The following is a 22837-nucleotide window of genomic DNA, read 5'->3' as shown; positions in this document are numbered from 1 at the left end:
ATGAGCACGCTGAAACCACCTCTGAAGCAGCACGCCTTACAAAAACTACTCATCAGGCGATTCGGCATGGCCCTCGGGACCTATGCGCTGGCGCTTCTGTTGTTGTGGTTGGCCGTGTTCGGCGAGTTCTACCGCGCCCCCGTCAGCTTTGCCCTGACCTGCACACTGCTGGTCGCGGGCAGCCAACTGGTGTTCGCCTGGCTGTTCCTCACCGGGCGCAACCAGCGTTTCACCGACCCGAGCATGACCGAGCCGCAGGTACTGGTGGCGGTGGTCTGGCACACCCTGTTCCTGGCCAACGTCGATACCGCGCGCGGCACGCTGATGGTGCTCTACGTGCTGATCCTGCTGTTCGGCGTGTTCCAGTTGCAGCCGCGGGTTTTCGCCCGTTGCGCCGCGTTGGCCTTCATCGCGTTTGCCGGGCTCAACCTCCACGAAGCGTTCCAGCAACGCCTGCAACTGCCGGCCCAGGCCGTGTTGCAGCTGCTGGTGCTGTTCATCGTGCTCACCTGGCTGAGCCTGTTCGCCGGCTATGTGCAGTCGCTGCGCCAACGCATGCGCCAGCGCCGCTACGCGCTGCAGGCACACCAGGACACCCTGCGCGGGATGATGCGTCAACTCGAGGACCTGGTGGCGACCGACGAACTCACTGGGCTGTTCAACCGCCGGCACTTCCTGCGTTTGGCTGGCCGCGCGCTGGAAGAGATGCGCCCGGGACAGCGCCATGGTCTGGCGCTGATCGACCTGGACCACTTCAAGCGCATCAACGATGTCCACGGCCACGCCGCCGGTGACCGGGTCCTGCAGACCTTCGCTGCCGTGGCGCGGGCCTGCCTGCGCGAGGGCGACGTGCTGGCGCGCTACGGTGGCGAGGAGTTCGTCCTGCTGCTGCCCGACGCCGATGCCGACCGCCTGACCACCTGCTGCGAACGCCTGCGGATGGCCTATTCGGCGGCGGAGCCGGTGGGCGTGAATATCGAAACCCTGAGCCTGTCGGCGGGGATGACCCTGCTCGAGGCCAACGACGATCTCGACGAGGCCTTGCAACGGGCTGACCAGGCGCTCTACCGTGCGAAACGCAGCGGACGTAACCGCTGCGATGCCGCATGGGAGTGGACGCGTGCCTGACATACAGGCCGGATCGCAACGCTTTTCGGTAAGCCCCGGAGTCAACCTGCTCGATGCCCTGCGCGGGGCCGGCATCGCCGTGCCCTTCAGCTGCCGCGCCGGCAGCTGTCATGCCTGCCTGGTGCGCTGTACGGGCGGCGAGGTGCAGGACGCCTTGCCCGATGCCCTGGACGCCGAGCGGCGCGCCGAGGGCTGGCGCTTGTCCTGCCAGTGCCGGGTAATCGAAGACCTCCGGGTGGACACCTTCGACCCGCAGCGTGACGGCCTGCCCGCCACCGTGACCGAACTGGACTGGTTGGCAGCGGACGTCCTGCGCCTGCGCCTGACCCCGCAACGTCCATTGCGCTACCGCGCCGGGCAGCACCTGATCCTCTGGAGCACCGAGGGCGTCGCGCGGCCCTATTCCCTGGCCAGTGTGCCGGGTCTCGACCCGTGGCTGGAATTCCATATCGACTGCCGCGAGCGTGGCGCCTTCGTCGATTGCGCCCGCCAACTGAAGGTGGGCGACGGCTTGCGTCTGGGCGAGCTGCGCGGCGGCGCGCTGCACTACGACCCGGAATGGCACGAGCGGCCACTACTGCTGATGGCGTCCGGCACCGGCATGGCGCCACTCTGGGGCGTGCTGCGCGAAGCGCTGCGGCAGCATCACAGCGGGCCGATCCGCGTCATTCACCAGGCCCATGACCACGCTGGCCATTATCTGGCCGACCCCCTGCAATCCCTGGCCGCCAGCCATCCGGAGCTGGACGTGACACTGATGACCGCGGCCGAGTCGGCCGCGGTTTTGGCGCAACTCCGGCTTGTTTCGCGGCGAACCCTCGCCTTACTCTGCGGCCATCCAGCCATCGTCGATGCCTTCGCCCGCCGCCTCTACCTCTGCGGCGTGCCCCGTGGCCAGACGCTGGCCGACTTGTACCTGCCCCACGCCTGAGAGCCCGTTCAACACCTGCTGCGCGTCGGTATAACTGCGTTTGAATCAGGCTGAAAAATGCTCATTTACACGATGTAAACTCCGCTTTTTCAGCCTGCTCCCGCCTTGTTCTGCTCACGCTCGCGAGGTGTTGAAAAGGCTCTGAACCGGTCCTCTCCCTTCAATAAGAACAAGGAATTGCCATGAGCGAACAGATTCTCGTCGAGCGCGAAGAGGGCCTGCTGACCCTGCGCCTGAACCGTCCGGACAAGATGAACGCGCTGACCCGCACCATGTACGCGGGTCTCGCCGATGCCCTGGAGGCGGCGCAGGAGGATCGTTCGGTGCGCGTGGTGCTGATCACCGGCAATGCCGAGTGTTTCACCAGCGGCAATGACATCGTCGACTTCCTCCAGGAGCCACCGAGCGGCCCGGACAGCGCGGTATTCCGCTTCATGCGCGCGCTGATGGAGTTCACCAAGCCGGTGGTTGCTGCCGTCGCCGGCCCCGCCGTGGGCATCGGCACCACGCTGCTGCTGCATTGCGACCAGGTGTTCATCGCCAAGGGTGCCAAGCTGAAGATGCCCTTCGTCAACCTGGGCCTGTGCCCGGAGTTCGGCTCCAGCTTCCTGGTGCCTCGCCTGGTCGGCCCGGTAAAGGCCTCCAGCCTGCTACTGCGTGGCGAAGGGTTCACCGGCGAGCAGGCCGTAGCCTACGGCATCGCCAACGAGGCCCTGGAGGATGGTGCGGCTGCGCTGGAGCGCGCCCGCGAAATCTGCCAGGCGTTCCAGCAGCTGCCGCCGGCCGCCGTGGCCCTGAGCAAGCGACTGCTGAAGGCCCCCTTTATCGAGGAACTGCGTCGCGTGGTGGCGGAGGAGGGCCAGCACTTCGTGCAGCGCCTGCATTCGCCGGAAGCCCACGAAGCGCTGAGCGCCTTCACCCAGCGTCGCCAGCCGGATTTCTCCAAGTTCCTGTAATTCGCGGGTTGTCTTGGTCGGGGCGCGTGCCCTGACGCAATGCTCACTGTAGGAGTGCGCCATGCGCACGGTCGCGGGCACGGCCGCTCCTAGAGGGGAGTCCGATGCCACCGCTCCTGCGCAGAGGTTGCCCACACAATCTGTGGAGCGCGCTGTGGATAACCTCTGGGGCAACCCAGCCGTACCACGCCAGCCGTGGCCTGCAGGGGATTGAACGGTATTTGAGCAATGGTCCGCAGGTTGCCCACATAAGGTGTGGAAGGTGCTGTGGATAAGCTTGGGGCCAAGGTGCCGAAGCCGCATGGCGACAGGCTTTGAGCCGATTGGTTGCCCTTTGAGCAACCGCAAAAGGAAAAGGCCGCCCGAGGGCGGCCTTTCTCGCTCAATAAAGAGCCTTCGCAACAGGATCAGACCAGCAGGTCGCCGACGTGCAGCACCTTCATGGTGTTGGTGCCGCCCTGGGCGGTGTAGCTGTCGCCCTTGGTCAGGATCACCCAGTCACCCTTGGTCACCACGCCACGCTGCAGCAGCGCGTCGACGGCTTCCTGGCTGACGCGCTCCGGTGGCAGGGCTGCCGGGTCGAACGGGATGGTCTCCACGCCACGGAACAGCGCCACGCGGGCCTGGGTTTCGCGGTGCGGGGAGTAGGCGAAGATCGGTACCGAGGAGCGGATGCGCGACATGATCAGCGGGGTGTAGCCGCTTTCGGTCAGGCAGATGATCGCCTTGATGCCGGGGAAGTGGTTCGCGGTGTACATGGCCGCCAGGGCGATGCTCTCGTCGCAGCGCTCGAAGGTCTGGCCGATACGGTGGCTGGACTTCTTGGTGGTCGGGTGCTTCTCGGCGCCGGCGCAGATGCGTGCCATGGCCTTGACCGCTTCCACCGGGTATTCGCCAGCGGCGGATTCGGCCGAGAGCATCACGGCGTCGGTGTAGTCGAGCACGGCGTTGGCCACGTCGGAGACTTCCGCGCGGGTCGGCATCGGGTTGTGGATCATCGACTCCATCATCTGGGTCGCAGTGATCACTGCCTTGTTGTAGCGGCGTGCGTGCAGAATGATCTTCTTCTGGATGCCTACCAGCTCGGCGTCACCGATTTCCACGCCGAGGTCGCCACGGGCCACCATCACGGCGTCGCTGGCGCGGATCAGGCCGTCGAGTGCTTCGTCGTCGGCCACGGCTTCGGCGCGTTCGATCTTGGCCACCAGCCAGGCGGTGCCGCCGGCTTCGGTGAGCAGGCTGCGGGCGTATTCCATGTCCTTGGCGTCACGCGGGAAGGACACGGCGACGTAGTCCAGGTCCATGCTCGCGGCCAGCTTGATGTCGGCCTTGTCCTTCTCGGTCAGGGCCGGCGCAGTGAGGCCGCCACCACGGCGGTTGATGCCCTTGTGGTCGGACAGCGGGCCGCCGATCAGTACTTCGCAGACCAGTTCGTCCGCTTTCACTTCCTTCACGACCATCACCACACGGCCATCGTCCAGCAGCAGCTCGTCACCGATGCCGCAATCCTTGACCAGGTCCGGGTAGTCGATGCCCACGACCTGCTGGTTGCCGTCGGTGCGCGGGTGGCTGGTGGAGAAGCGGAAGGTGTCGCCGACTGCCAGTTCAATGCGCTTGTTGGCGAACTTGGCGATACGGATCTTCGGACCCTGCAGGTCGCCCAGCAGCGCTACGAAGCGACCATGCTTGGCGGCGATGTCGCGCACCAGTTGGGCGCGGGCGCGGTGTTCGTCGGGAGTGCCGTGGGAGAAGTTCAGGCGGGCGACGTCGATCCCGGCGAGGATCAGCTGTTCCAGGACTTCCGGGGAATTGCTGGCTGGGCCGAGGGTGGCGACGATCTTGGTGCGGCGAAGGGACATGCGGGACTCCTAGGGGAAAGCAGCGGTCAGGCGGTCGCCGGAGCGGGTCCGGGACGGCCAGGGCGCCATCTTACTCTCTTTCAGGTGACTCTTTTAGGTGGCTCTCTCAGGCGCGAGGCCGGATCACCAGCAGATCGCATTCGACTTCCTCGAAGACCCGCTCGGCGGTCTGGCCGATCAGCACGTTGTCGATCTGCCCACGGGCGACGGCGCCCATCAGCAGCAGGTCGATGGCGTGCTCCTTCACGTAGGCCGGAATCGCTTCCTCGGCGAAACCCTGGGCCAGCCGGGTACGCTGGCGGTCGATCCCCGGGTAGTGCCCCAGCAGGGCCTCGAAGGCCTCGCGGTGGTGGGCTTCGGTGCGCCGCACGTAGTTATCGTAGTCGGCCAGCAACTCGGCATTGAATGCCAGGGTGTGGGGCAGGGCCATGTAGGCGTGCAGGTAGTGGGCGTCGAGTTGCAGGCGCTGCTCCAGTTCGCGGGCCACCGTGATCAGCCGGTGGTCCAGCGCGGCCGGAGCGTCGCCGGCATGCAGTGGGTCGACGGCAGCCAGCAGGTGCCTGCCGGTCCACTCGCCGTGCTGCACCAGCCACAGCGGCTGCGGGCAGTGGCGGATCAGCTGCCAGTCGTTGTTGGTGAGGAACAGGCGCTTGAGCAGGTTGTGGTGGTGTGCGGACTTGAGGACCAGGTCTGGCGTGGTCTGCTCGCAATGGAGGACGATCTGATGGTGCAGGGATTTACCCCAGCGCACCTGGCAGTCCACATCCAGCCCGGTTTCGCGCAGTGGCTCGGCAAGCTGTTGCAGCCAGCCCAGGCACTCGTCCAGCAGGTTGCGCTGGGCGGCGTCGAGGTCGCCGCGCTCCAGCAGCAGGGCGTTGTCCAGCGCCGCGTTGTACACACAGGCCAGCAGCTCCAGGCGTGCGCCGCAGCGCTGGGCGATCCAGCGGGCGCGGGTGAGCGCGGGCTGGTCCTCGCGGGTCGGGTCGATGATGACGAGCAGGTGCTGCAGCTTCATGGCGGAGTCCTCGATTGCTCTGCGCTCAATGCAGAGCAAGCGTAGACACTGGCGCCCGCCACGCGCCTTGATGTGGCTCAGCGAGAGAGCGGGAGCTGCCGTCAGCTGCGCGGCGAGGTCTGGTTCAGCGCGCGGTCCAGGTGGCGGGCGCCCTTGTCGGCCAGTTCGCCGTTGGGGAATTCGGCGAGCTGGCGGCGCAGGTAGGCGATGGCCTTCTCTCGATCCGGGTGCGGGTTGTCCGGGGCCATGTACATCAGGCCCAGCTGGTACAGCGCTTTCTCGCGGATGTCCGGTGGAATGGCCGGATCGTTGGCGCCCAGCAGGTAGAGTTGCGCGGCCTCGTCGACGCGGTCCTTGAGCACGGCGCGGCGCGACAGCAGGGTCATGTCCGGATCGAGGGTCGGTTTGTTCAGGTCGAGGTTGTATTGCGGTTGCCAGTCAGCCAGCAGTTGCTTGGCGGTCTTCTGCACCGGGTCCTTGGCGCGCTGGCGGATGATCAGCTCGCGGGCGTCGGCGTGCTCGGCGGCCTTGGTGCCGGGGAACTCGCGGTCGATGCGCTGGAAGTAGTCCAGCGCCTTCGCATCGTCGCGCTGGTCGTTGTAGCGACTCATGTAGACCAGGCCGATCTGGTACAGCGCGATGGCGCGCACCTCCGGGCTGTAGCGGGTGTTGTCGTAGCCGGTCAGATAGAGTTTCTCGGCGTCGGCACTCTTGCCGTCGCGGATGGCCTGGGCGCTGTAGGTGAGCAGGTCGCCTTCCTCTTCCACGGCGGCGGTCATGCGCTTGTTCTTGAGCTGCTTGTACTCGGCTACCTCGCCGGTGGTGATCTGCGCGACGAACAGCGGCGTGGTGGGGGCGCAGGCAGCGAGCCAGGGCAGCAGCACGGCGAACGGCAGGACGTAGGCGAAACGCATGGCAGCTCCTTTGCGCCAGGGCGAAGTCCACGTGAGTCTAGTGGCGGGCTACAGTACGGCCAAGACGGGCCGATACACTTCCCAACGGAGGATATGCCCATGCGAACCCTTTTCCTCGCGCTGCTGGCGCTGAGTGTTACCGGCTGCACCAGCTGGTCGATGAACTATCACCTGAACAACGCCTACCGCGCGTACAAGAACGGTGACTGCCAGCGCGTGCAGCTGGAGCTGTCGGAGACCGAGCGCAAGGCCCGCGCGCGCCCCTGGATCCAGCCGGAAGTGTCGATGCTGCGGGGCCAGTGCCTGGAGCGTGAGAAGTTCTACGTCGACGCGGCGCAGACCTACCAGTTCATCATCGCCCGCTACCCCACCAGCGAGTATGCTTACCGGGCCAAGGCGCGGCTGGAAACGCTGCGCTTGAACGGCCGCCTGCCCAACGACCTGCGACTCGACACGCCCACGCCTTGACGGACGCCCTGACCGGCGGTCGCAGGCCGACTTGAGCGCAGCCCATAGCTGGCTAATCTCTTGAGTGCTTCATGCAAGGAGGTACGAATGCGCGCCCTGTGGCTCTGCGCCTGGTGTTTCCCCCTGCTGGCTTCGGCGGATATCTACCGCTGGACCGACGCTCAGGGAAAGGTGCACTTCAGCGAGACACCACCGCCTGGGGCGCAACGCGTCGAGGTCAAGCCGCAGGTAGTCGAGCGTGACGCGGCGACCCGCGAGCGGGAGGAACGTACCCGCCGCTTCTACGACGCGCGTCGAGATGAAAGCGCTGCCGCCCAGAGCCAGGCGGCGGAGCAGCAGGCCAAGCTGGACCAGCAGTGCGCGAAGTGGCGCCATGACCTGGATTCGCTCAGTCATGGCGGGCGGTACTTCACGCAGGGCAGCAGTGGTGAAAGGACTTACTACAGCGATGCACAGCTCGACGCCGCTCGTCAGGCGCTTAGCGCACGGCTGGCGGAAGGTTGTCGTTAGGACTGGCCCTGCCGGGGCGGCATCGTCATACTGGACGATATTTCATAGCGAAACGCCATTATGCGTCATCAACGACATATCGAGCGCCATCAGCTGCCCTACTACCTGAAGGTGTTCAACAGCATCACCGACAAACCGATGGGCTTCCTGGGCAACGTGTCGCTGGACGGGCTGTTGCTGATCAGCCAGCTACCGATGCTGGTGGGTGGCCGTTTCGAAATGCGCCTGAAGATCCCCGGGCATGACGGCAAGCTGCAACTGATCGAGTTTGCCGCCACCTGCCAGTGGTGCCGCGAGGACGTCAATCCGGGCAATTACGACTCGGGTTTCAGCCTGGCGGCGCCGCCGATGGAGTACGTCGAGCTGGTCGACGCGCTGCGCCGTTATTTCAGTTTTCGCCGGCAGGTGGAGTCGGTCTGAAGCGCAGGACGCGCTGACCGATCTGTGCGGTGGGGGACGCCAGGGAGATGGCGTCCGGTTGTGGCGTCAGGTTACAGCGCGCCAGCCTTCTTCCAGCCCAGGTAACGGCTGATCAGTTCCGGCCCCAGCTGGCTCGGCCGCGTGTCGAGCACCGGCACGCCGTGGGCCAGCAGTTTCTCGTGCAAACCGGCGCGCGCGTTCAGGTAATCCACCGCGCCGCAATACGCCAGCGCATCCTCGAAACCTTCCACGGGCGACTGGCGCAGGCGGTCCAGCACTTCCTCGCGCAGGCTCGCGACCAGTACGCGGTGCTGGCGGCCGAGACGCTTCACCGCCGCCACCAGTTCCTCGTCATCCTCGTCGCGCAGGTTGGTCACTATCACCACCAGCGCGCGGCGACGCTGGCGCGTGAGCACGGCCTGCACGGCGGCGGGGAAGTCCGCCGGGCGCTGGCTGCTGCGCAGGTCGTAGACACCGTTGAGCAACGCGGTGAGCTGCGCGCTGCCCTTGGCCGGCGGCAGATGGCGCGGCTGGTCGCCAGCGAAGGTCATCAGGCCTACCGCGTCACCCTGGCGCAGGGCGACATAGGCCAGCAGCAGGCTGGCGTTGAGCGAGTGGTCGAAGTGGGAGAGGTCGCCGTCGTGGCTGCGCATGCGCCGGCCGCAATCGAGCAGGAAGAGAATCTGCTGATCGCGTTCGTCCTGGTACTCGCGGGCAATCGGCGTGCGCTTGCGCGCGGTAGCCTTCCAGTCGATCTGCCGGAGGGTGTCGCCATCGCGGAATTCGCGCAGCTGATGGAAGTCCAGTCCCAACCCGCGCCGTTGACCAGAGCGCACGCCAATGCGGTTGAGCCAGTGGTCCACGGCCATCAGCTCGGCGCCGTAGAGGCGGGCGAAGTCCGGGTAGACGCGGGTTTCGTCGTGCTGCTCCAGGTAGCGCCGGCCCTTCCACAGGCGCAGCGGGCTGGACAGCTCGATCTCGCAGCGCTGGAAAATGAAGTGACCACGGGACAGCGGGCGCACACGGTAGCCCACTTCAGTCTGCTCGCCCGGATGCAGCTCCACGGTCTGCGGCAGGTACTCGAAGTCCATGCCGCTGGGCAGGTGGTCGAATACCGTCATGCGTTGTGGTTGGGGATAGCGATGGTGGAATTGCAGACGCACTTCGCTCCAGCGACCCAGCGGCAGGTTGCCGCTCAGTTGGCGCTTCAGCTCGGGCGAGGGCGTGCGGCGCAGCCAGAGGGCATCGGCCAGCGCCAGCAGGACCAGTGCGCAGAGAGCGCCCCACCAGAGGCGGCCGAGCAGCGCCGAACCCGAGTCCAGTGCCTGCGCCGCGCCCAGTGCGATGGCGATCGCCAGCAGGACGCCGAGCAGCGCGAGGAGCGCGCGCGATGGCTTCATACGCGCGGCGCCGGTACCTGGTCGAGCAGTTGCTGGAGCACCTGGTCCACCGACAGGCCTTCGATTTCCAGTTCCGGCGACAGGCGCACGCGGTGGCGCAGCACCGCCAGGGCGCTGCCTTTCACGTCGTCCGGGACCACGAAGTCACCGCTGCGCAGCAGCGCGCGGGCGCGGGCGCAACGCACCAGGGCGATGGATGCGCGAGGCCCGGCACCCAGCGCCAGGCCCGGCCAGTTGCGGGTGGTGCGGGCGATGCGTACGGCGTAGTCGAGTACCTGGTCATCGATGGGCAGGTCGGCGGCGATCTTCTGCAGGGCCAGCACGTCCTTGTCCTTGAGCAGGGCACGCATCGGCGCTACGTCGAGCATGTCACTGCGTGCGGAGCGGGTGACCTGACGCACCAGGGTCTGCTCCTCGGCCTCCAGCGGATAGTCGATGCGCAGCTTGAGCATGAAGCGATCGAGCTCGGCTTCAGGCAGCGGGTAGGTGCCTTCCTGTTCGATGGGGTTCTGCGTCGCCAGCACCATGAACGGCTGCGGTACTGCCAGGGCACGACCTTCAAGGGTGACCTGGCGCTCCTGCATCACTTCCAGCAGGGCGGCCTGGGTCTTGGCGGGAGCCCGGTTGATCTCGTCCGCCAGCAGCAGGTGGGTGAACACCGGGCCCTTGCGCAGCTTGAACTGCTCGGTGGCCAGGTCGTACACGGCGTGGCCGGTGACGTCGCTGGGCATCAGGTCGGGGGTGAACTGGATGCGCGCGAAGCCACCGTCGAAGCAGCGGGCGAGGGCGCGCACCAGCAGGGTCTTGCCCAGACCGGGAACACCTTCGATGAGCACGTGGCCGCCGGCGAGCAGGGCGGTGAGCACGTCATCGATCACGGCCTGCTGGCCGATCAGGGCTTTCTGCAGTTCGTGGCGCAGCGCCTGGGCCAGCTGGCTGGCGCGCTGGCGCTGGGCGGCGGCGTTGGGGGCGTTGGTGCTGGACGGTTCAGGCGTCTGTTCGCTCATAGGGCATTCCTGAGGCTTTGCAGGTGCGCGACCTGGCGGGTGAATTCGGCGACGGCCATGCGCTGTTGCGGGTAGGGGCGCATGGCCTGGCTGATGGCGCTGACCGACATGCGCGTCATGCGGCCCAGAGCTTGCCATTGTTCGGCGACTGGCAGGCGGTCGAAGCCGGGCTGGCGCTGCCGCGCCCGGCGCATCACGTCACGTTGCAGGCCCTGCAGCAGGGCGAGCTGGCCGCGCTGGCGGAGGATGAAGTCGGCGCTGGCGCGCAGGTGTTCTTCCAGTTGCCGACGGCTGCGGTCCGGATTGGGTTGCAGCGGGCCTTGGCGCAGGCCGTTGCGCCAGAGCACTAGCACCAGCAGCAGGACTGCGGCCAGCAATGCCTGCGGGAAGTATCGCATCAGCAGGGTCATGAGACTGGTGCCGTCGGCACGGTAGACCAGGGTGACGGCGCTGTCCTGGGTCAGGTACCAGAGCAGCCAGGCGTTGTCGTAGGCGTCGAGCTCGCCGTTCTGCCAGATCCAGTTGTCGGTGAGCACGGTGATCAGTCCCTGGCCCTGCTGCAGCTGCAACAGGTGGGTGGAGTCGCCGCTGTTGGCCCAGGCGTAGGCGAGGTTCTTGGAGTCGAACAGGTGGTAGTCGGTGTCGAAGTCGATGTACGCCGGTGCCTTCTCGTTCTCCAGGTAGAGCTTGGTCAGGTTCGGGTAGGGATCGGCCTCTGCCGCGTCGTTGCCGTCGGCGCTGGAGGCCTGGTCCGGGTGGTCCTCCTCCACCTCCGGTCTGGCCGGGGTGTCCTGCGCCTGATCGTCGGAAGGGGCGGCGGCTTCCTTGTCGGACGGGGCGGATTTCTCGTCCTTGTCCTTCAGGTCGGCGGTGAGGAATTGCTGCACGCCGAGTTGATCCAACAGTTGGTCGCCGCTCTTGCCTTCGTCTTCATCCCACAGGCTTTCGGCCGTGACGATGAGATGGCCGCCGCGATTGGCCCAGTCGAGCAGGCGGGCGTTCTGCGCCGGCGTCACGTTCTCGCGGGTGCCCAGCAGGATCAGGGTCTGGCCCTTGCTCGGCAGCTTGTCCAGTACTTCCATGCCGCGGGCGGTGGTGACGTGGATGCCGCGGGCACGCAGGTAGCTCTCGGCAGCGAGATAGGGGTTGGCGCGCGCCTCGGGCGACGGCCCGTGCTCGACGGTTTCGGTGTAGGGCTCGAGATGGCGGTACAGGTAGTAGCCGACGCCGCCGAGTACGAGCAGCACCAGCAGTACCAGCAAGGCGAGGTTGCCGCGCTTCATGCCCGTACCTCGTTGCCGAACAGCTGGCGCCACTCGCCACACAGTTGTTGCTTGAGCTGGGGCTGGGGGGCGCGGTGTCCGTATGCGAGCGCCTGCCACTGTTGGGTCAGGCTGCGGGCGAAGTTGTCCAGCGGCGGATCGTTGAGGTCGGCCACGCGCACCAGAACTTCACCTTCGGTGGTCGATTCGCGCAGCGGCACGCGGAAGTCATGCAGCAGACGGCTGAGCAGGGCGCGATAGAGCAGGCCGAGTGCGGCGCGTGGCTGCTCGTCCCACAGGCGCTCGGCTTCGCTGGCGACGTCGCTGGGCAGGGTTTCCGGCGCCAGCTCCAGTCCGAACAGCACGCTGGGGGCTTCGCGGTGCGGCTTCTGTGGCAGGCCGATGCGGCCGACAAACAGCCGCAGCCATTCGCGGTAGCGCCAGATGACCAGGGCGATGGCGGTGAACAGCAGCCCCCAGAGCAGCACTTCAACGCCCTGTGCGGCGAACTTGAACGCTTTCCAGTCACCCAGCGCGTCGAAGAAGCTCTTCAGGCGCTTGGCTTCGTCCGGGTCCGTTGGCTTGGGGTCTTTCCTGTCTTCGCTCAGACGCCAACCGGTGACTTTCTCACTGTTCCTGAAGGGCGGTGCGGCGAGGATTTTCTCCGCGGCGTTTCGTGAGTCCTCGCTGTTGAGCTTCTGCTGGGTCAGTCGGGCGCCTTCCGGACCATCGGGGTTCTGGTCGGGCAACGGGCAGCTGTGGCTGGCGCCTCCGGCCGCCAGGGCGTTGTCGGCTGGCAGCAGCGCAACGGCGCCGGTGAGCACCAGCAGCAGGGCATAGGCGCTGCCGATCAGGCGCTGGCGCAGGCGGCGGAACACCAGTTCGACGTCCCAGGCTTCCAGTTCGGTGCGACGGTTGAGGTAGAGGGTGAAGCCGCAGGCGACGTACACCGGCTCCCAGACGATCAACAGCAGCGCGTAGATGAAGTTGCTGATGTGCTCCAGCCATGCCCAGTCGCCTTGCGCAGCGCTGATCAGCGACTTCCATTCCCAATCTTCGACCCACTGGGTCGGCAGCATCAGGTACATCAGCGTGGTCAGGCCCAGCCACAGCGCCAGTTCGAAGTGCATGCCGACGATGGTCAGCCAGGTGGCGCCGCCGGCATTGCGCTGGCCGAGCACGACCAGGCGCTGGCTGCGCGCCTGGCCCTTGAGACCTTCCAGTTGCAGCACCGGCAGGTCGAAGCTGCGGGTCGGGCTCAGGCGACGCCAGAGCAGGCTGGGCAGCAGTTGCGACTTGAGCAGGCCAGGGAAGGCCTTCAGCGCTTCCTTGAGCGTCGGTGTGTCGCCGAACAGCGCGCGCGACAGGATGTACAGCGGCAGGCGCTCGAAGGCGGGCTTGAGCCACCAGAAGATGAGGATCGCCCAGCTGGAGTAGTTCCACAGCAGCACGGACAGCAGCACGAACACTGGCAGGGTGACGATTGCCCAGCTGGCCATCAGCACGCCGGCGTGACGCCGCGCGAGGAGGATGCCCAGGTCCAGCGCCTCCCAGGCGCTGCGCGGGCGAATGGTGACGCTGGCGTCAGTCAGGCGCATGGCGGCTCCGTCCAGCCAGGAGGAAGTAGCTTGCCACCAGCAACCACAGGCAGGCGCCGACGATGTACTTCACGTTCGCCGAGAAGTGCGTGACGGAGGACCAATAGCCTTCGACGAAGGCGGCGATCAACAGCATCAGGATCACTCCGCCGATCAATTGCACGGCGCGGGCGGCGGCCTGGCGCAGGGATTCCAGGCGGCTCAGGCGGCCAGGGGAGAGCAGCGCCCAGCCAAGCTTGAGGCCGGCGCCACCGGCGAAGGTGATGGCGGTCAGTTCGAAGGCGCCGTGGCCGATGACGAAGGACCAGAACGTCTCGATGTAGCCGACCTGGGTCAGGTGGCCGGCGACCGTGCCGATGATCACGCCGTTGAACAGCAGGAAGAACAGGCTGCCGACGCAGAACAGCAGGCCACTGGCGAACGTCTGAAAGGCGATGCCGATGTTGTTCATGATGTAGTGGCCGAACATCTGCCAGTCATCGCCGGCATCGCGCGTGCCCAGGCGCGTGGTGTCCGGCGAGTACATCGATTCCATGTCGGAAACCCGCTCCGGCGCCATGACGCTGTAGACCAGGTCGGGGAAGTGATAGACCAGCACGCCCATCAGCAGCAGGCTGCCGTAGAACAGCAGGCTGGCGATCGCGATGCAGCGCCACTCCTCGCGCACCAGGCGCGGGAAGCCGGCGACCAGGAAGCCGAGGATGCGGGCGCCCAGGTGGCTGCGGTGGCGGTAGAACTGCTGGTGCCCGCGCATGGCGAGCTGCTGCAGCTGGTCGATCAGGTGGCTGCTGTAGCCGCGCTCCTGGGCCAGGGCGAGCTGCTGGCAGATGCGCCGGTAATCGGCGGCGAACTCCTCGGGCTTCTCGCTCGGTTCCTGGCGCTTGCCGCTTTCCAGCAGCTCCAGGCGTTTGGCGAAGCGCTTCCAGCTGCTCTGGTGGCGTTGTTCGAAGAAGGCCTGCTTCATGCGTGGCCCGCCCCATTGCCGAGCAGGCCGCTGGCGATGCGGTTCAGGCGTGCCTCTGCGTGATCGGGCGCGATGCCCAGGGGGGGCGCGAGGATGCCGGCCAGCTCCTCTCGGCGCGCGGCCGACAGCTGCGTGCCGCGTTCGGCGAAGCTCATCAGCGCGCGCTGTTCTTCCAGGCTCAGGGGCCAGGGTGCGAGTTCGGGCGTGGTCTCCGGCACCTGCGGGCGGGTCGGTGGCGGATCGCGATAGATCACCAGGGTGCCCGCGGCGAGATCGCCCAGGCGCTTGAACCCGGAGTTGGACAGGCAACTGAGCAGCCCGAGCGTGTAGGCGAAGGGCAGGATGTCAACGAAGCGCAGCAGGTTGCGCAGCAGCGAGGCGGACCAGCCGATCGGCGTGCCGTCGTCGTGCACCACGCGCAGGCCCATCATCTGCTTGCCGGGCGAGCGGCCCTGGTTGAGCACTTCGAAGAGCACCATGTACCACCAGGTCATGACGAAGGTGAGGATCAGCCCCAGCCCGGTTCCCAGCTCGCCGAGAAAGGCCAGCAGCATGAACAGCGCCACCATCAGCAGGATGCGAATCCCCAGGTCGATCAGGTAGGCGAGGGCGCGGGGGACGACACCGGCAGGACGCAGCAGCAGGTCGATGCCTTCCGGGGTCTCCACGTGGTAGCGGGTGTCCAGGACGGGCGCGTGGGGAGACGCGTTGGAATGAGGGGCTGCTGGGCTCAAGGGAAACCGCTGTCGATGACGTAGGAGCCAGATGCTAGCCAGCGCGGTGCGACGAGGCAACCGCGCGGGCAGGCTCAGGCCGATTTGATCACTTGGCCGGCGGCAGCACGCCGAAGATGGTGCGGTACAGCACGCCGATGGCAATGATCGACAGCGGCAGTGTCCAGATCAGGCCGATGCCCAGCGGAATGGCGCTGAGGATCAGGATCACGCCAAGTACCAGGAACAGTCCGAAGACCTTGAACCAGTGCTGGGTGATCGCCTTGCGCGAAGCCTCCAGCGCCTGCCAGGGGCTCAGCTTGCGCTCCACCACCAGCGGGATCGCCAGGATGTAGGCGATGCTCAGGTAGATGCCGGGCAGCACCAGGATCAGCACACCGAGATAGACCAGCAGGGTCATCACCAGGCCGGTGATGAACAGCGGCACGAAGAGGCCGAAGTGGCCGAACATCTCGTTGAACGAGACGGGCTGGTCGGCGGCGCGGCGGATGCCGAGCATGTTGATCCCGGCGAGGAACGGGTAGCCGACCGCGGCCGCCACTATGCCCACTACCAGTTGCAGAATGGCCATGCCGAAGCCGGCTTCGGCGCCGCTGGCGGCAAAGCCGAGGCCCAGCACCAGGCCCAGGACAAAGCTGATGACCTGCACGATGACCATGTAGACGATGAAGCCGAGGATAATCGGCCCCTTGGTGCCGTTGACACGCTGCCAGGCATCCTTGATCAGGCCTTCGATGGAGAAGTCGTAACCGCGTGCGAGCGCCTCCTCGATGCTCGGCACTGTGCCTTTGGCGATGGGGTCCTGCAGCGGGCTGGTGGGTGGTGCGAAGGGATTGGAGGAAGTATCGGTAGTCATGGTTGTGCTCCTTGGGCGCGCATCGGTAACGGCGCGGGAGGGGTAAGGCAGGCTAATGCCGGTGGTGCCGGCGACACTCGATGCAGGTCGCCTCGAAAACCCGGAAGTGGCGCCGGACGCCACTCCCAGCCGATATCACGCCTTGGCGGGCAGCACGCCGAAGATGGTGCGGTACAGCACGCCGATGGCAACGATCAGCCACGGCATCACCCAGATCAGGGCGATGCCGAGGGTCAGGCCGCTGAGCATGAACAGGACGCCGAACACCAGCAGCAGGCCGAAGACCTTGAACCAGTGCTGGGTGATGGCCTTGCGCGAGACTTCCATGGCCGCCCAGGGCGACAGGCCACGCTCGACCACCAGCGGCACGGCGAGCATGTAGGCGATGCTCAGGTAGATACCCGGCAGCACGAAGAGGAAGTAGCCGATGCTGATCAGCACGGTGCTCAGCAGCACGCAAACCACGACCTGGAAGGTGCGGCCGAAGTGGCTGAAGACTTCGTTGAAGCGCAGCGGCTGGTCGGCGGCGCGGCGGATGCCGAGCATGTTCACGCCCGCCAGCAGCGGGTAGCACACGGCGGTGGCGACGAAGCTCAGGACGATGGAGCCGATGAAGAACGCGACCAGCGCCCCGACTGCCATGCCGCCAGCGGCCTCGCTGTCGCCGAGCAGGCCCATTCCGGCAATGCCGGCGACACCGACGACGGTGAGGAACAGGCTGAGCAGATTGACCAGGGCGAAGACCGCCGCATAGAACACCACGAAGCCGCCGATGATCAGGCCTTTGGTGCCTTTGGTGCGACCCCAGGCTTCGCCCAGCAGATCGCCGATGCTGAAGTCGTAGCCGCGGGTCAGTGCTTCGGCGATGGAAGGAACGGTGCCGTGCGAGGCGGCCGGTTCGAGATTGCTCTGGGGAGCGCTGTAGGGGTTTTGTGCAGCGATGTCTTGCATGAGGAAAGTCCTTTCCAGTGGGGTGTCCTTGCGGCGCACATCATAAAGGCGAGGGCTGGCTAGGTGCCAGCGAGGCGTCTTGGAAGTGTGGCAGGCAGCACTGTTAGACTGCGACGCACTCGCTTGCAGGCAAGGAAAAACGATGAACGCCAGCATCTTCTGGTACGACTACGAAACCACCGGCATCAACCCGCGCAGCGACCGTCCGCTGCAGGTGGCCGGCATTCGCACGGACGAGAACCTCAATGAGATCGGCGACTCGCTGAATCTCTATTGCCGGCCCAGTGACGACATTCTTCCGCACCCGGCTGCCTGCCTGGTCACTGGCATCACCCCGCAACGCCTGGAAGAGCGTGGCCTGGGCGAAGCGGAATTCATGACCCGTCTGCATGCCGAGCTGGCTCAGCCGGGCACCTGTGCGGCGGGGTACAACACCCTGCGCTTCGACGACGAAGTGACGCGCTACAGCCTGTATCGCAACTTCTTCGATCCCTACGCCCGCGAATGGCAGGGCGGCAACAGCCGCTGGGACCTGATCGATATGGTGCGCACTGCCTATGCCCTGCGTCCGGAAGGCATCGTCTGGCCGGAGCAGGACGGCGTGGTCAGTCTCAAGCTCGAGCGCCTCACCGCGGCCAACGGCATCGACCATGGCCAGGCTCACGATGCGCTTTCCGACGTGCGCGCCACCATCGCCCTGGCACGACTGGTGCGCGACCGCCAGCCCAAGCTCTACGACTACCTCTACCGCCTGCGTGGCAAGCAGGGCGTGCTCGACCAGGTGCGGGTGCTGCAGCCGATGGTGCACATCTCCGGCATGTTCTCCGGTGCGCGCCACTATCTCTCGGTGGTGCTGCCGCTGGGCTGGCACCCGCGCAATCGCAACGCGCTGATCGTCTGCGACCTGGCGGCCGATGTATCGCCGTTGCTGGAGCTGGATGCGGAAATCCTGCGCAAGCGCCTGTATACGCGCCGTGACGAACTGGCCGAAGGTGAACTGCCGGTGCCGCTGAAGCTGTTGCACATCAACAAATGCCCGGTGGTGGCGCCCTTGTCCGTCTTGCGCCCGCAGGATCGCGAACGCGTCGGGCTGGATCTCAATGCCTGCCTCGCTGCCGCGCAAACGCTGACACAAGCGAAGGCGATCTGGCAGGACAAACTTGCGCCCCTGTATACCGAGGAAAGTTTCGCCGGCAGTGAAGATCCCGAGCAGCAGTTGTATGACGGATTTATCGGCGACCGTGATCGCAGGTTGTGCGAGCAGGTACGCCAGGCCGATCCGGCGCGGCTGGCGAAAGAGCAATGGCCGTTCGACGATGCGCGACTTCCGGAACTTCTCTTCCGTTATCGGGCACGCAATTTCCCGGAAACTTTGAATGCCACGGAACAGCAACAATGGCAGGACTTCTGCCGTGCACGCCTGAGTCGGGCCGAGTGGGGCGCACCGAATACGCTGGATAACTTTGCCGCGGCAATGAACGAACAGTTGGTCAATGCCACGGCAGCCGGACGCCAGGTGCTGCAAGAGTGGGAGAAGTATGCGCAGGTGCTGCGCGCGCGCTATGGCCTGTAGCGCGCCGTACTTTCCCGCAGGCAATAAAAAACGCCAGCATCTGCTGGCGTTTTTTATGTCCGCAAGGCTCAGCCCAGCAGCGTGGCCCAGCCTTCAACGGCTTCGGCGCCCCACTTGGCTTTCCATTCCTTGAGCGTCTTGTGGTTGCCGCCCTTGGTTTCGATGACTTCACCAGTGTGCGGGTTCTTGTATTGCTTGACCTTGCGAGCGCGCTTGCTCACGGTGGCTTTAGCGGCGCGCGGCGATTTGCTCAGCTTCGCGTCCGGATCGAGCAGGGCGATGACGTCGCGCAGGGATTTGCCATAGTTGCCCATCAGCGCGCGAAGTTTCTCTTCGAACTCAAGCTCTTTCTTCAGCTTGTCGTCCTGCTCCAGGGATTTCAGGCGCTCCTGAAGTTCCTTGATGGCTTCTTCGGTAGCGCGGTACTCGTTGATCAGCGACATGTTGGGTACCTTGTTCTGGGTCCAGCGTTGGCGGAAAGTTTGTAGCAGACATAATAGTCAGCGAAGTTGTTCAAGTAAATGCTTGGAGAAAGTTTTGTCGGCTATTGCCGACTTATTTAACTAATTCATTCGGTAGTAATTAAACGATGCACTCGCAGTGCACCGTACTGGCTCTCGTCGGCCTGCCGCGGCAATGGCTGATCTTTTCCCCGGCAGCCGCTAGAATGGCGGCCTTTGCGATATCTGGAGTACACCCATGCGCACTTTCCGATTGGTGATCGCCTGCCCCGACGGGGTCGGCATCGTCGCCAAGGTGAGTAATTTCCTGGCCACTTACAACGGCTGGATCACCGAGGCCAGTCACCATTCCGACAACGACAACGGCTGGTTCTTCATGCGGCACGAGATTCGCGCTGACTCCCTGCCGTTCGACATCGACGGTTTCCGCCAGGCTTTCGCACCGATCGCCCGCGAGTTCTCCATGGAGTGGCGCATCACCGACTCCTCGGTGAAGAAGCGCGTCGTACTGATGGCCAGCCGCGAATCGCACTGCCTGGCCGACCTGCTGCACCGCTGGCACAGCGGCGAGCTGGACTGCGAGATTCCCTGCGTGATCGCCAACCACGATGACCTGCGCAGCATGGTGGAGTGGCACGGCATTCCGTATTTCCATGTCCCGGTGGACCCGAAGAACAAGCAGCCGGCCTTCGAGCAGGTCTCGCGCCTGATCGACGAACACCAGGCCGACAACGTGGTGCTGGCGCGCTACATGCAGATCCTGCCGCCGGACCTGTGCCAGAAGTACCGCCATCAGGTGATCAACATCCACCACAGCTTCCTGCCGTCCTTCGTCGGTGCCAAGCCCTACCACCAGGCATCGCTGCGCGGCGTGAAGCTGATCGGCGCGACCTGCCACTACGTGACCGAGGAACTGGACGCCGGCCCGATCATCGAGCAGGACGTGGTGCGCATCAGCCACCGCGACAACATCGAGGACCTGGTGCGCCTGGGCAAGGACGTGGAGAAGCTGGTGCTGGCCCGCGGCCTGCGCTACCACCTGGAAGACCGCGTGCTGGTGCACGACAACAAGACCGTGGTGTTCGACTGATCCACGCGGTCTCGTTCCCGACTGTGTACTCCGCATGCTCCCGCCGCCAGCTGGTGGCGGGCGCTGCGCCAAACGGAGAGACACCATGAGCGACCCGAAGAATCCCGGCACTGCAAACCCGCCGCCCACCCTGGGCGAAGGCTGTACCAGCCGCTACGACCCCGATGCCTTGAGCGACGAGGACGGCACCGAGTTTCCCGGCGCCGCCGAACTCTGGGATTCGCTCAAGCCCGACGTGCCTTCTGACGACGATACGCCTTCCGGCGACTGATCCTCAGGCGCTTTCCCGCAGCCCCATCAGCTTGCGCAGCAGCGGTCGGCCCGCCATCAGGGCGAATACCGGCGCGCCCATCACCAGGTAGAAGTAGTAGGTCACCACGCGCCAGATCAGGATGGCCGCGGCCGCCGTGGACTTGCCCACCAGTGGGGCGAGCAGAGCGGCGCTGGTCAGCTCCGTACCACCGGCGCCACCGGGCAGCAGCGTGGCGAGGCCGGCGGCCAGCGACAGCAGCTGGATCAGGAAGGCCCAGGCCCAGTGCAGATCCACGCCCAGTGCCTTCAAGGTGATATAGAGCACCGAGAAGCGCAGGATCCAGTGACAGCAGGTGAAGAAGAAGATCAGCAGCAGCCGGCGCTTGGGCTGGCGCAGGCAGCTCACCAGGGTGTCGCGGAAGTGCAGGCATTTGCGCGCCCAGTGCAGGCGTGTGCGCGCTTTCATCCCCAGACGCTCGAGCAGCCGGCCGTTAGCCCTGATCACCCGGCGCTGGAAGCGCGCCAGCAGTACCACGGCAAAGAAGATCCCGCCCAGCAGCGCGCCGCTGGTGATCAGCGACGTCTCCAGGTTCGGGCTGACGCTGTGGGACAGCGCCCACACCAGTACCGCCGCGAGCGCGCAGAGGAAGAACAGCAGGTCGCTCAACTGGTCCACGGCGAAGATCGCGCTGCTGTGCGCCGGGCGCATGCCGTGGCGTGCCAGCAGGGCCATCAGGGTCAGTGGGCCGCCGGTGCCGCCGGGAGTGGCGTAGAAGGCGAACTCCGAGGCCATGATGATGCCCACCGAACGTACCTTGCCGATTTCGCCGGCGCGGCCGTTGAGCAGCACGCGCAGCTTCTGCGCGTTGATCAGCCAGCACAGGCAGATCATGCCGAACATCATCAGCAACTGGTCGAGGGGGAAGGCAAGGACGTGCTCGAGCATCTCCCGGCCGCCCAGGGCGAGCGGGATCAGCGAGGCGCCGATCAGGCCGAGCAGCAACCACGCGGCACGGCTCACGGGCGTACCTGTGCGGGGAGCGGCGAAGTCATCGAGGCGAAACGGATAGGGAATGCCTCCTGTCGGGATCGAACTGTCATGCAGAGTGGACCGTGATCGGCATGCTGCGTTCGCCTGACTTTGTGTGGGCACAGGCGCCGCCGTGAGACGGCGCCTTGGTGCTCACTCGGCGGGCTTGTCGGCCGCGGAGTCGCCGGCGCCTTGTTCCAGCGCCTTGTTTTCCCAGCCTTCCTCGCCGGGCAGGATCAGGTTCAGCAGGATCGCGACGATGGCGCACAGGGCGATGCCCTTCAGGCCGAAGTCATCCGGACCGGTGCCGGTGCCGATCAGTACGCCGCCGATGCCGAATACCAGGGTGACCGAGACGATGCACAGGTTGCGCGCCTGGGACAGGTCGACCTTGTGGCGGATCAGGGTGTTCATGCCCACCGAGGCAATCGTGCCGAACAGCAGGCAGAGGATACCGCCCATGACCGGCACCGGGATGCTCTGCAGGATGGCGCCGAACTTGCCGATGAAGGCCAGACCGATGGCGAACACCGCTGCCCAGGTCATGATCTTCGGGTTGTAGTTCTTGGTCAGCATCACCGCGCCGGTCACCTCCGCGTAGGTGGTGTTCGGCGGCCCGCCGAACAGGCCTGCGGTGGAGGTGGCGATGCCGTCGCCCAGCAGGGTGCGGTGCAGGCCCGGGGTCTTGAGGTAGTTCTTGCCGGTCACACCGCCTACGGCGATGACGCCGCCGATGTGTTCGATGGCCGGGGCCAGCGCCACCGGAACGATGAACAGGATGGCCTGCCAGTTGAATTCCGGGGCGGTGAACTTCGGCAGCTCCAGCCAGGGGGCAGCGACGATCTTCGCCACGTCGACCACGCCGAAGGCAAAGGACAGTCCGTAGCCCACCAGTACGCCGGCGATGATCGGCACGAGGCGCAGCATGCCCTTGCCGAACACGGCGACGATCAGGGTGGTCAGCAGCGCCGGCATGGAGATGAACATGGCGGTCTTGTACGGGATCAGCTCGGCACCGTCACCGGCCTTGCCCATCGCCATGTTGGCGGCGATCGGCGCCATGGCCAGGCCGATCGAGATGATCACCGGGCCAATGACCACCGGCGGCAGCAGGCGGTCGATGAAGCCGGTGCCCTTGACCTTCACCGCCAGGCCCAGGAAGGTGTAGACGAAGCCGGCCGCCACCACGCCGCCCATGGTCGCCGCCAGGCCGAACTGGCCCTTGGCGAGAATGATCGGGGTGATGAAGGCGAAGCTCGAAGCGAGGAACACCGGTACCTGGCGGCCGGTGACGATCTGGAACATCAGGGTGCCGAAGCCGGCGGTGAACAGCGCGACGTTCGGGTCCAGGCCGGTGATCAGCGGCATCAGCACCAGCGCGCCGAAGGCCACGAAGAGCATCTGCGCGCCAGAGATGATCTGGCGCCACAGCGGTTCGTTGAATTCATCGGCCATCTA

General features: G+C 65.7%; 23 protein-coding genes. 9 read left to right on the top strand and 14 right to left on the bottom strand.

The genetic code is table 11. From position 1 onward, the window contains the following. From AC1ZV1_RS25065 to AC1ZV1_RS25055, 3 genes are all read left to right on the top strand, one after another. Window positions 1-1128 (top strand): GGDEF domain-containing protein, encoded by a 1128-nt coding sequence (locus tag AC1ZV1_RS25065; protein WP_484294115.1) that lies wholly within the window; start codon window positions 1-3, stop codon window positions 1126-1128. Then, the gene (locus AC1ZV1_RS25060) at window positions 1121-2059 is read left to right on the top strand and encodes an iron-sulfur-binding ferredoxin reductase (protein WP_484294114.1); all 939 of its coding nucleotides are present in this window, start codon (window positions 1121-1123) and stop codon (window positions 2057-2059) included. The genes AC1ZV1_RS25065 and AC1ZV1_RS25060 overlap by 8 nt, the downstream gene beginning before the upstream one ends. A gap of 182 nt (window positions 2060-2241) precedes the next feature. Then, on the top strand, window positions 2242-3015 hold the full coding sequence (locus AC1ZV1_RS25055) for an enoyl-CoA hydratase-related protein (protein WP_484294113.1): 774 nt from the start codon (window positions 2242-2244) through the stop codon (window positions 3013-3015). Between the two features lie 407 nt (window positions 3016-3422). Here AC1ZV1_RS25055 and pyk read toward each other — a convergent pair whose 3' ends face one another. The 3 genes from pyk to AC1ZV1_RS25040 form a co-directional block, all read right to left on the bottom strand. Further along, window positions 3423-4874 (bottom strand): pyruvate kinase, encoded by a 1452-nt coding sequence (gene pyk, locus AC1ZV1_RS25050; RefSeq protein ID WP_065084446.1) that lies wholly within the window; start codon window positions 4872-4874, stop codon window positions 3423-3425. A 106-nt stretch (window positions 4875-4980) separates the two neighbouring features. Beyond that, on the bottom strand, window positions 4981-5889 hold the full coding sequence (locus AC1ZV1_RS25045; protein ID WP_484294112.1) for a universal stress protein: 909 nt from the start codon (window positions 5887-5889) through the stop codon (window positions 4981-4983). A gap of 101 nt (window positions 5890-5990) precedes the next feature. Beyond that, complete coding sequence (locus AC1ZV1_RS25040) at window positions 5991-6803, bottom strand: outer membrane protein assembly factor BamD (RefSeq protein WP_484294111.1); 813 nt, start codon at window positions 6801-6803, stop codon at window positions 5991-5993. Window positions 6804-6902: 99 nt separating this feature from the next. Here AC1ZV1_RS25040 and AC1ZV1_RS25035 point away from each other — a divergent pair, with 99 nt between their 5' ends. The 3 genes from AC1ZV1_RS25035 to AC1ZV1_RS25025 all read left to right on the top strand — a co-directional run bounded on the left by AC1ZV1_RS25035 (window position 6903) and on the right by AC1ZV1_RS25025 (window position 8201). Beyond that, on the top strand, window positions 6903-7271 hold the full coding sequence (locus AC1ZV1_RS25035) for a hypothetical protein (RefSeq protein WP_484294110.1): 369 nt from the start codon (window positions 6903-6905) through the stop codon (window positions 7269-7271). 87 nt (window positions 7272-7358) lie between these two features. Then, the gene (locus tag AC1ZV1_RS25030; protein ID WP_484294109.1) at window positions 7359-7781 is read left to right on the top strand and encodes a DUF4124 domain-containing protein; all 423 of its coding nucleotides are present in this window, start codon (window positions 7359-7361) and stop codon (window positions 7779-7781) included. Window positions 7782-7841: 60 nt separating this feature from the next. Further along, window positions 7842-8201, top strand: a complete 360-nt coding sequence (locus AC1ZV1_RS25025) for a PilZ domain-containing protein (RefSeq protein ID WP_484294108.1) — start codon at window positions 7842-7844, stop codon at window positions 8199-8201. 71 nt (window positions 8202-8272) lie between these two features. Here AC1ZV1_RS25025 and AC1ZV1_RS25020 read toward each other — a convergent pair whose 3' ends face one another. From AC1ZV1_RS25020 to AC1ZV1_RS24985, 8 genes are all read right to left on the bottom strand, one after another. Then, a complete protein-coding gene (locus AC1ZV1_RS25020) occupies window positions 8273-9601 on the bottom strand; it encodes a DUF58 domain-containing protein (protein WP_484294107.1) in 1329 nt (442 codons plus the stop codon). Beyond that, entirely contained in the window at window positions 9598-10608 is a 1011-nt protein-coding gene (locus AC1ZV1_RS25015; protein ID WP_484294106.1) for an AAA family ATPase, read from the bottom strand. The genes AC1ZV1_RS25020 and AC1ZV1_RS25015 overlap by 4 nt, the downstream gene beginning before the upstream one ends. Then, the gene (locus tag AC1ZV1_RS25010; protein WP_484294105.1) at window positions 10605-11891 is read right to left on the bottom strand and encodes a DUF4350 domain-containing protein; all 1287 of its coding nucleotides are present in this window, start codon (window positions 11889-11891) and stop codon (window positions 10605-10607) included. Before AC1ZV1_RS25010 ends, AC1ZV1_RS25015 begins: the two co-directional genes overlap by 4 nt. Further along, a complete protein-coding gene (locus tag AC1ZV1_RS25005) occupies window positions 11888-13468 on the bottom strand; it encodes a DUF4129 domain-containing protein (RefSeq protein WP_484294104.1) in 1581 nt (526 codons plus the stop codon). The genes AC1ZV1_RS25010 and AC1ZV1_RS25005 overlap by 4 nt, the downstream gene beginning before the upstream one ends. Next, window positions 13455-14432 carry a stage II sporulation protein M gene (locus tag AC1ZV1_RS25000; RefSeq protein ID WP_484294103.1) on the bottom strand — a complete coding sequence of 326 codons (978 nt, stop codon included), beginning with the start codon at window positions 14430-14432 and terminating at the stop codon, window positions 13455-13457. Before AC1ZV1_RS25000 ends, AC1ZV1_RS25005 begins: the two co-directional genes overlap by 14 nt. Beyond that, entirely contained in the window at window positions 14429-15100 is a 672-nt protein-coding gene (locus AC1ZV1_RS24995) for an RDD family protein (RefSeq protein WP_484297633.1), read from the bottom strand. Before AC1ZV1_RS24995 ends, AC1ZV1_RS25000 begins: the two co-directional genes overlap by 4 nt. A 154-nt stretch (window positions 15101-15254) precedes the next feature. Then, the gene (locus AC1ZV1_RS24990) at window positions 15255-16022 is read right to left on the bottom strand and encodes a hypothetical protein (protein WP_484294102.1); all 768 of its coding nucleotides are present in this window, start codon (window positions 16020-16022) and stop codon (window positions 15255-15257) included. Between the two features lie 135 nt (window positions 16023-16157). Further along, complete coding sequence (locus AC1ZV1_RS24985) at window positions 16158-16973, bottom strand: DUF975 family protein (RefSeq protein WP_484294101.1); 816 nt, start codon at window positions 16971-16973, stop codon at window positions 16158-16160. Window positions 16974-17115: 142 nt separating this feature from the next. Here AC1ZV1_RS24985 and sbcB point away from each other — a divergent pair, with 142 nt between their 5' ends. Then, entirely contained in the window at window positions 17116-18546 is a 1431-nt protein-coding gene (gene sbcB / locus AC1ZV1_RS24980) for an exodeoxyribonuclease I (protein WP_484294100.1), read from the top strand. A gap of 68 nt (window positions 18547-18614) precedes the next feature. Here sbcB and mvaT read toward each other — a convergent pair whose 3' ends face one another. Then, window positions 18615-18989 (bottom strand): histone-like nucleoid-structuring protein MvaT, encoded by a 375-nt coding sequence (mvaT, locus tag AC1ZV1_RS24975; protein WP_484294099.1) that lies wholly within the window; start codon window positions 18987-18989, stop codon window positions 18615-18617. 256 nt (window positions 18990-19245) lie between these two features. On the opposite strand from mvaT, the gene purU reads away from it, so the two are divergent. Continuing rightward, entirely contained in the window at window positions 19246-20097 is an 852-nt protein-coding gene (gene purU, locus AC1ZV1_RS24970; RefSeq protein WP_017519713.1) for a formyltetrahydrofolate deformylase, read from the top strand. 85 nt (window positions 20098-20182) lie between these two features. Further along, entirely contained in the window at window positions 20183-20368 is a 186-nt protein-coding gene (locus tag AC1ZV1_RS24965; RefSeq protein ID WP_484294098.1) for a hypothetical protein, read from the top strand. Between the two features lie 3 nt (window positions 20369-20371). On the opposite strand, the gene gpgF is transcribed toward AC1ZV1_RS24965, so the two are convergent. Together gpgF and AC1ZV1_RS24955 are read right to left on the bottom strand one after the other, a co-directional pair. Beyond that, the gene (gene gpgF / locus AC1ZV1_RS24960) at window positions 20372-21370 is read right to left on the bottom strand and encodes a glucosaminyl phosphatidylglycerol flippase (protein WP_484294097.1); all 999 of its coding nucleotides are present in this window, start codon (window positions 21368-21370) and stop codon (window positions 20372-20374) included. Between the two features lie 162 nt (window positions 21371-21532). After that, entirely contained in the window at window positions 21533-22834 is a 1302-nt protein-coding gene (locus tag AC1ZV1_RS24955; RefSeq protein ID WP_484294096.1) for a uracil-xanthine permease family protein, read from the bottom strand. Between the last annotated feature and the right edge of the window lie 3 nt (window positions 22835-22837).

The sequence above is a fragment of the Pseudomonas sp. BB438 genome (assembly GCF_057180225.1).
The sequence above is the reverse complement of the archived record's forward strand: the minus strand, read 5'-3'. Positions and strand labels throughout refer to the sequence as shown.

Coding starts and splice junctions, on each gene's coding strand:
- AC1ZV1_RS25030 (WP_484294109.1), top strand. CDS start 7,359: ATGCGCGCCCTGTGGCTCTGCGCCTGGTGTTTCCCCCTGCTGGCTTCG.
- AC1ZV1_RS25020 (WP_484294107.1), bottom strand. CDS start 9,601: ATGAAGCCATCGCGCGCGCTCCTCGCGCTGCTCGGCGTCCTGCTGGCG.
- AC1ZV1_RS24985 (WP_484294101.1), bottom strand. CDS start 16,973: ATGCAAGACATCGCTGCACAAAACCCCTACAGCGCTCCCCAGAGCAAT.
- mvaT (WP_484294099.1), bottom strand. CDS start 18,989: ATGTCGCTGATCAACGAGTACCGCGCTACCGAAGAAGCCATCAAGGAA.
- AC1ZV1_RS25010 (WP_484294105.1), bottom strand. CDS start 11,891: ATGAAGCGCGGCAACCTCGCCTTGCTGGTACTGCTGGTGCTGCTCGTA.
- AC1ZV1_RS24990 (WP_484294102.1), bottom strand. CDS start 16,022: ATGACTACCGATACTTCCTCCAATCCCTTCGCACCACCCACCAGCCCG.
- AC1ZV1_RS24955 (WP_484294096.1), bottom strand. CDS start 22,834: ATGGCCGATGAATTCAACGAACCGCTGTGGCGCCAGATCATCTCTGGC.
- AC1ZV1_RS25005 (WP_484294104.1), bottom strand. CDS start 13,468: ATGCGCCTGACTGACGCCAGCGTCACCATTCGCCCGCGCAGCGCCTGG.
- AC1ZV1_RS25015 (WP_484294106.1), bottom strand. CDS start 10,608: ATGAGCGAACAGACGCCTGAACCGTCCAGCACCAACGCCCCCAACGCC.
- purU (WP_017519713.1), top strand. CDS start 19,246: ATGCGCACTTTCCGATTGGTGATCGCCTGCCCCGACGGGGTCGGCATC.
- AC1ZV1_RS25000 (WP_484294103.1), bottom strand. CDS start 14,432: ATGAAGCAGGCCTTCTTCGAACAACGCCACCAGAGCAGCTGGAAGCGC.
- AC1ZV1_RS25065 (WP_484294115.1), top strand. CDS start 1: ATGAGCACGCTGAAACCACCTCTGAAGCAGCACGCCTTACAAAAACTA.
- AC1ZV1_RS25040 (WP_484294111.1), bottom strand. CDS start 6,803: ATGCGTTTCGCCTACGTCCTGCCGTTCGCCGTGCTGCTGCCCTGGCTC.
- AC1ZV1_RS24965 (WP_484294098.1), top strand. CDS start 20,183: ATGAGCGACCCGAAGAATCCCGGCACTGCAAACCCGCCGCCCACCCTG.
- AC1ZV1_RS25035 (WP_484294110.1), top strand. CDS start 6,903: ATGCGAACCCTTTTCCTCGCGCTGCTGGCGCTGAGTGTTACCGGCTGC.
- AC1ZV1_RS25045 (WP_484294112.1), bottom strand. CDS start 5,889: ATGAAGCTGCAGCACCTGCTCGTCATCATCGACCCGACCCGCGAGGAC.
- pyk (WP_065084446.1), bottom strand. CDS start 4,874: ATGTCCCTTCGCCGCACCAAGATCGTCGCCACCCTCGGCCCAGCCAGC.
- sbcB (WP_484294100.1), top strand. CDS start 17,116: ATGAACGCCAGCATCTTCTGGTACGACTACGAAACCACCGGCATCAAC.
- AC1ZV1_RS25055 (WP_484294113.1), top strand. CDS start 2,242: ATGAGCGAACAGATTCTCGTCGAGCGCGAAGAGGGCCTGCTGACCCTG.
- AC1ZV1_RS25025 (WP_484294108.1), top strand. CDS start 7,842: ATGCGTCATCAACGACATATCGAGCGCCATCAGCTGCCCTACTACCTG.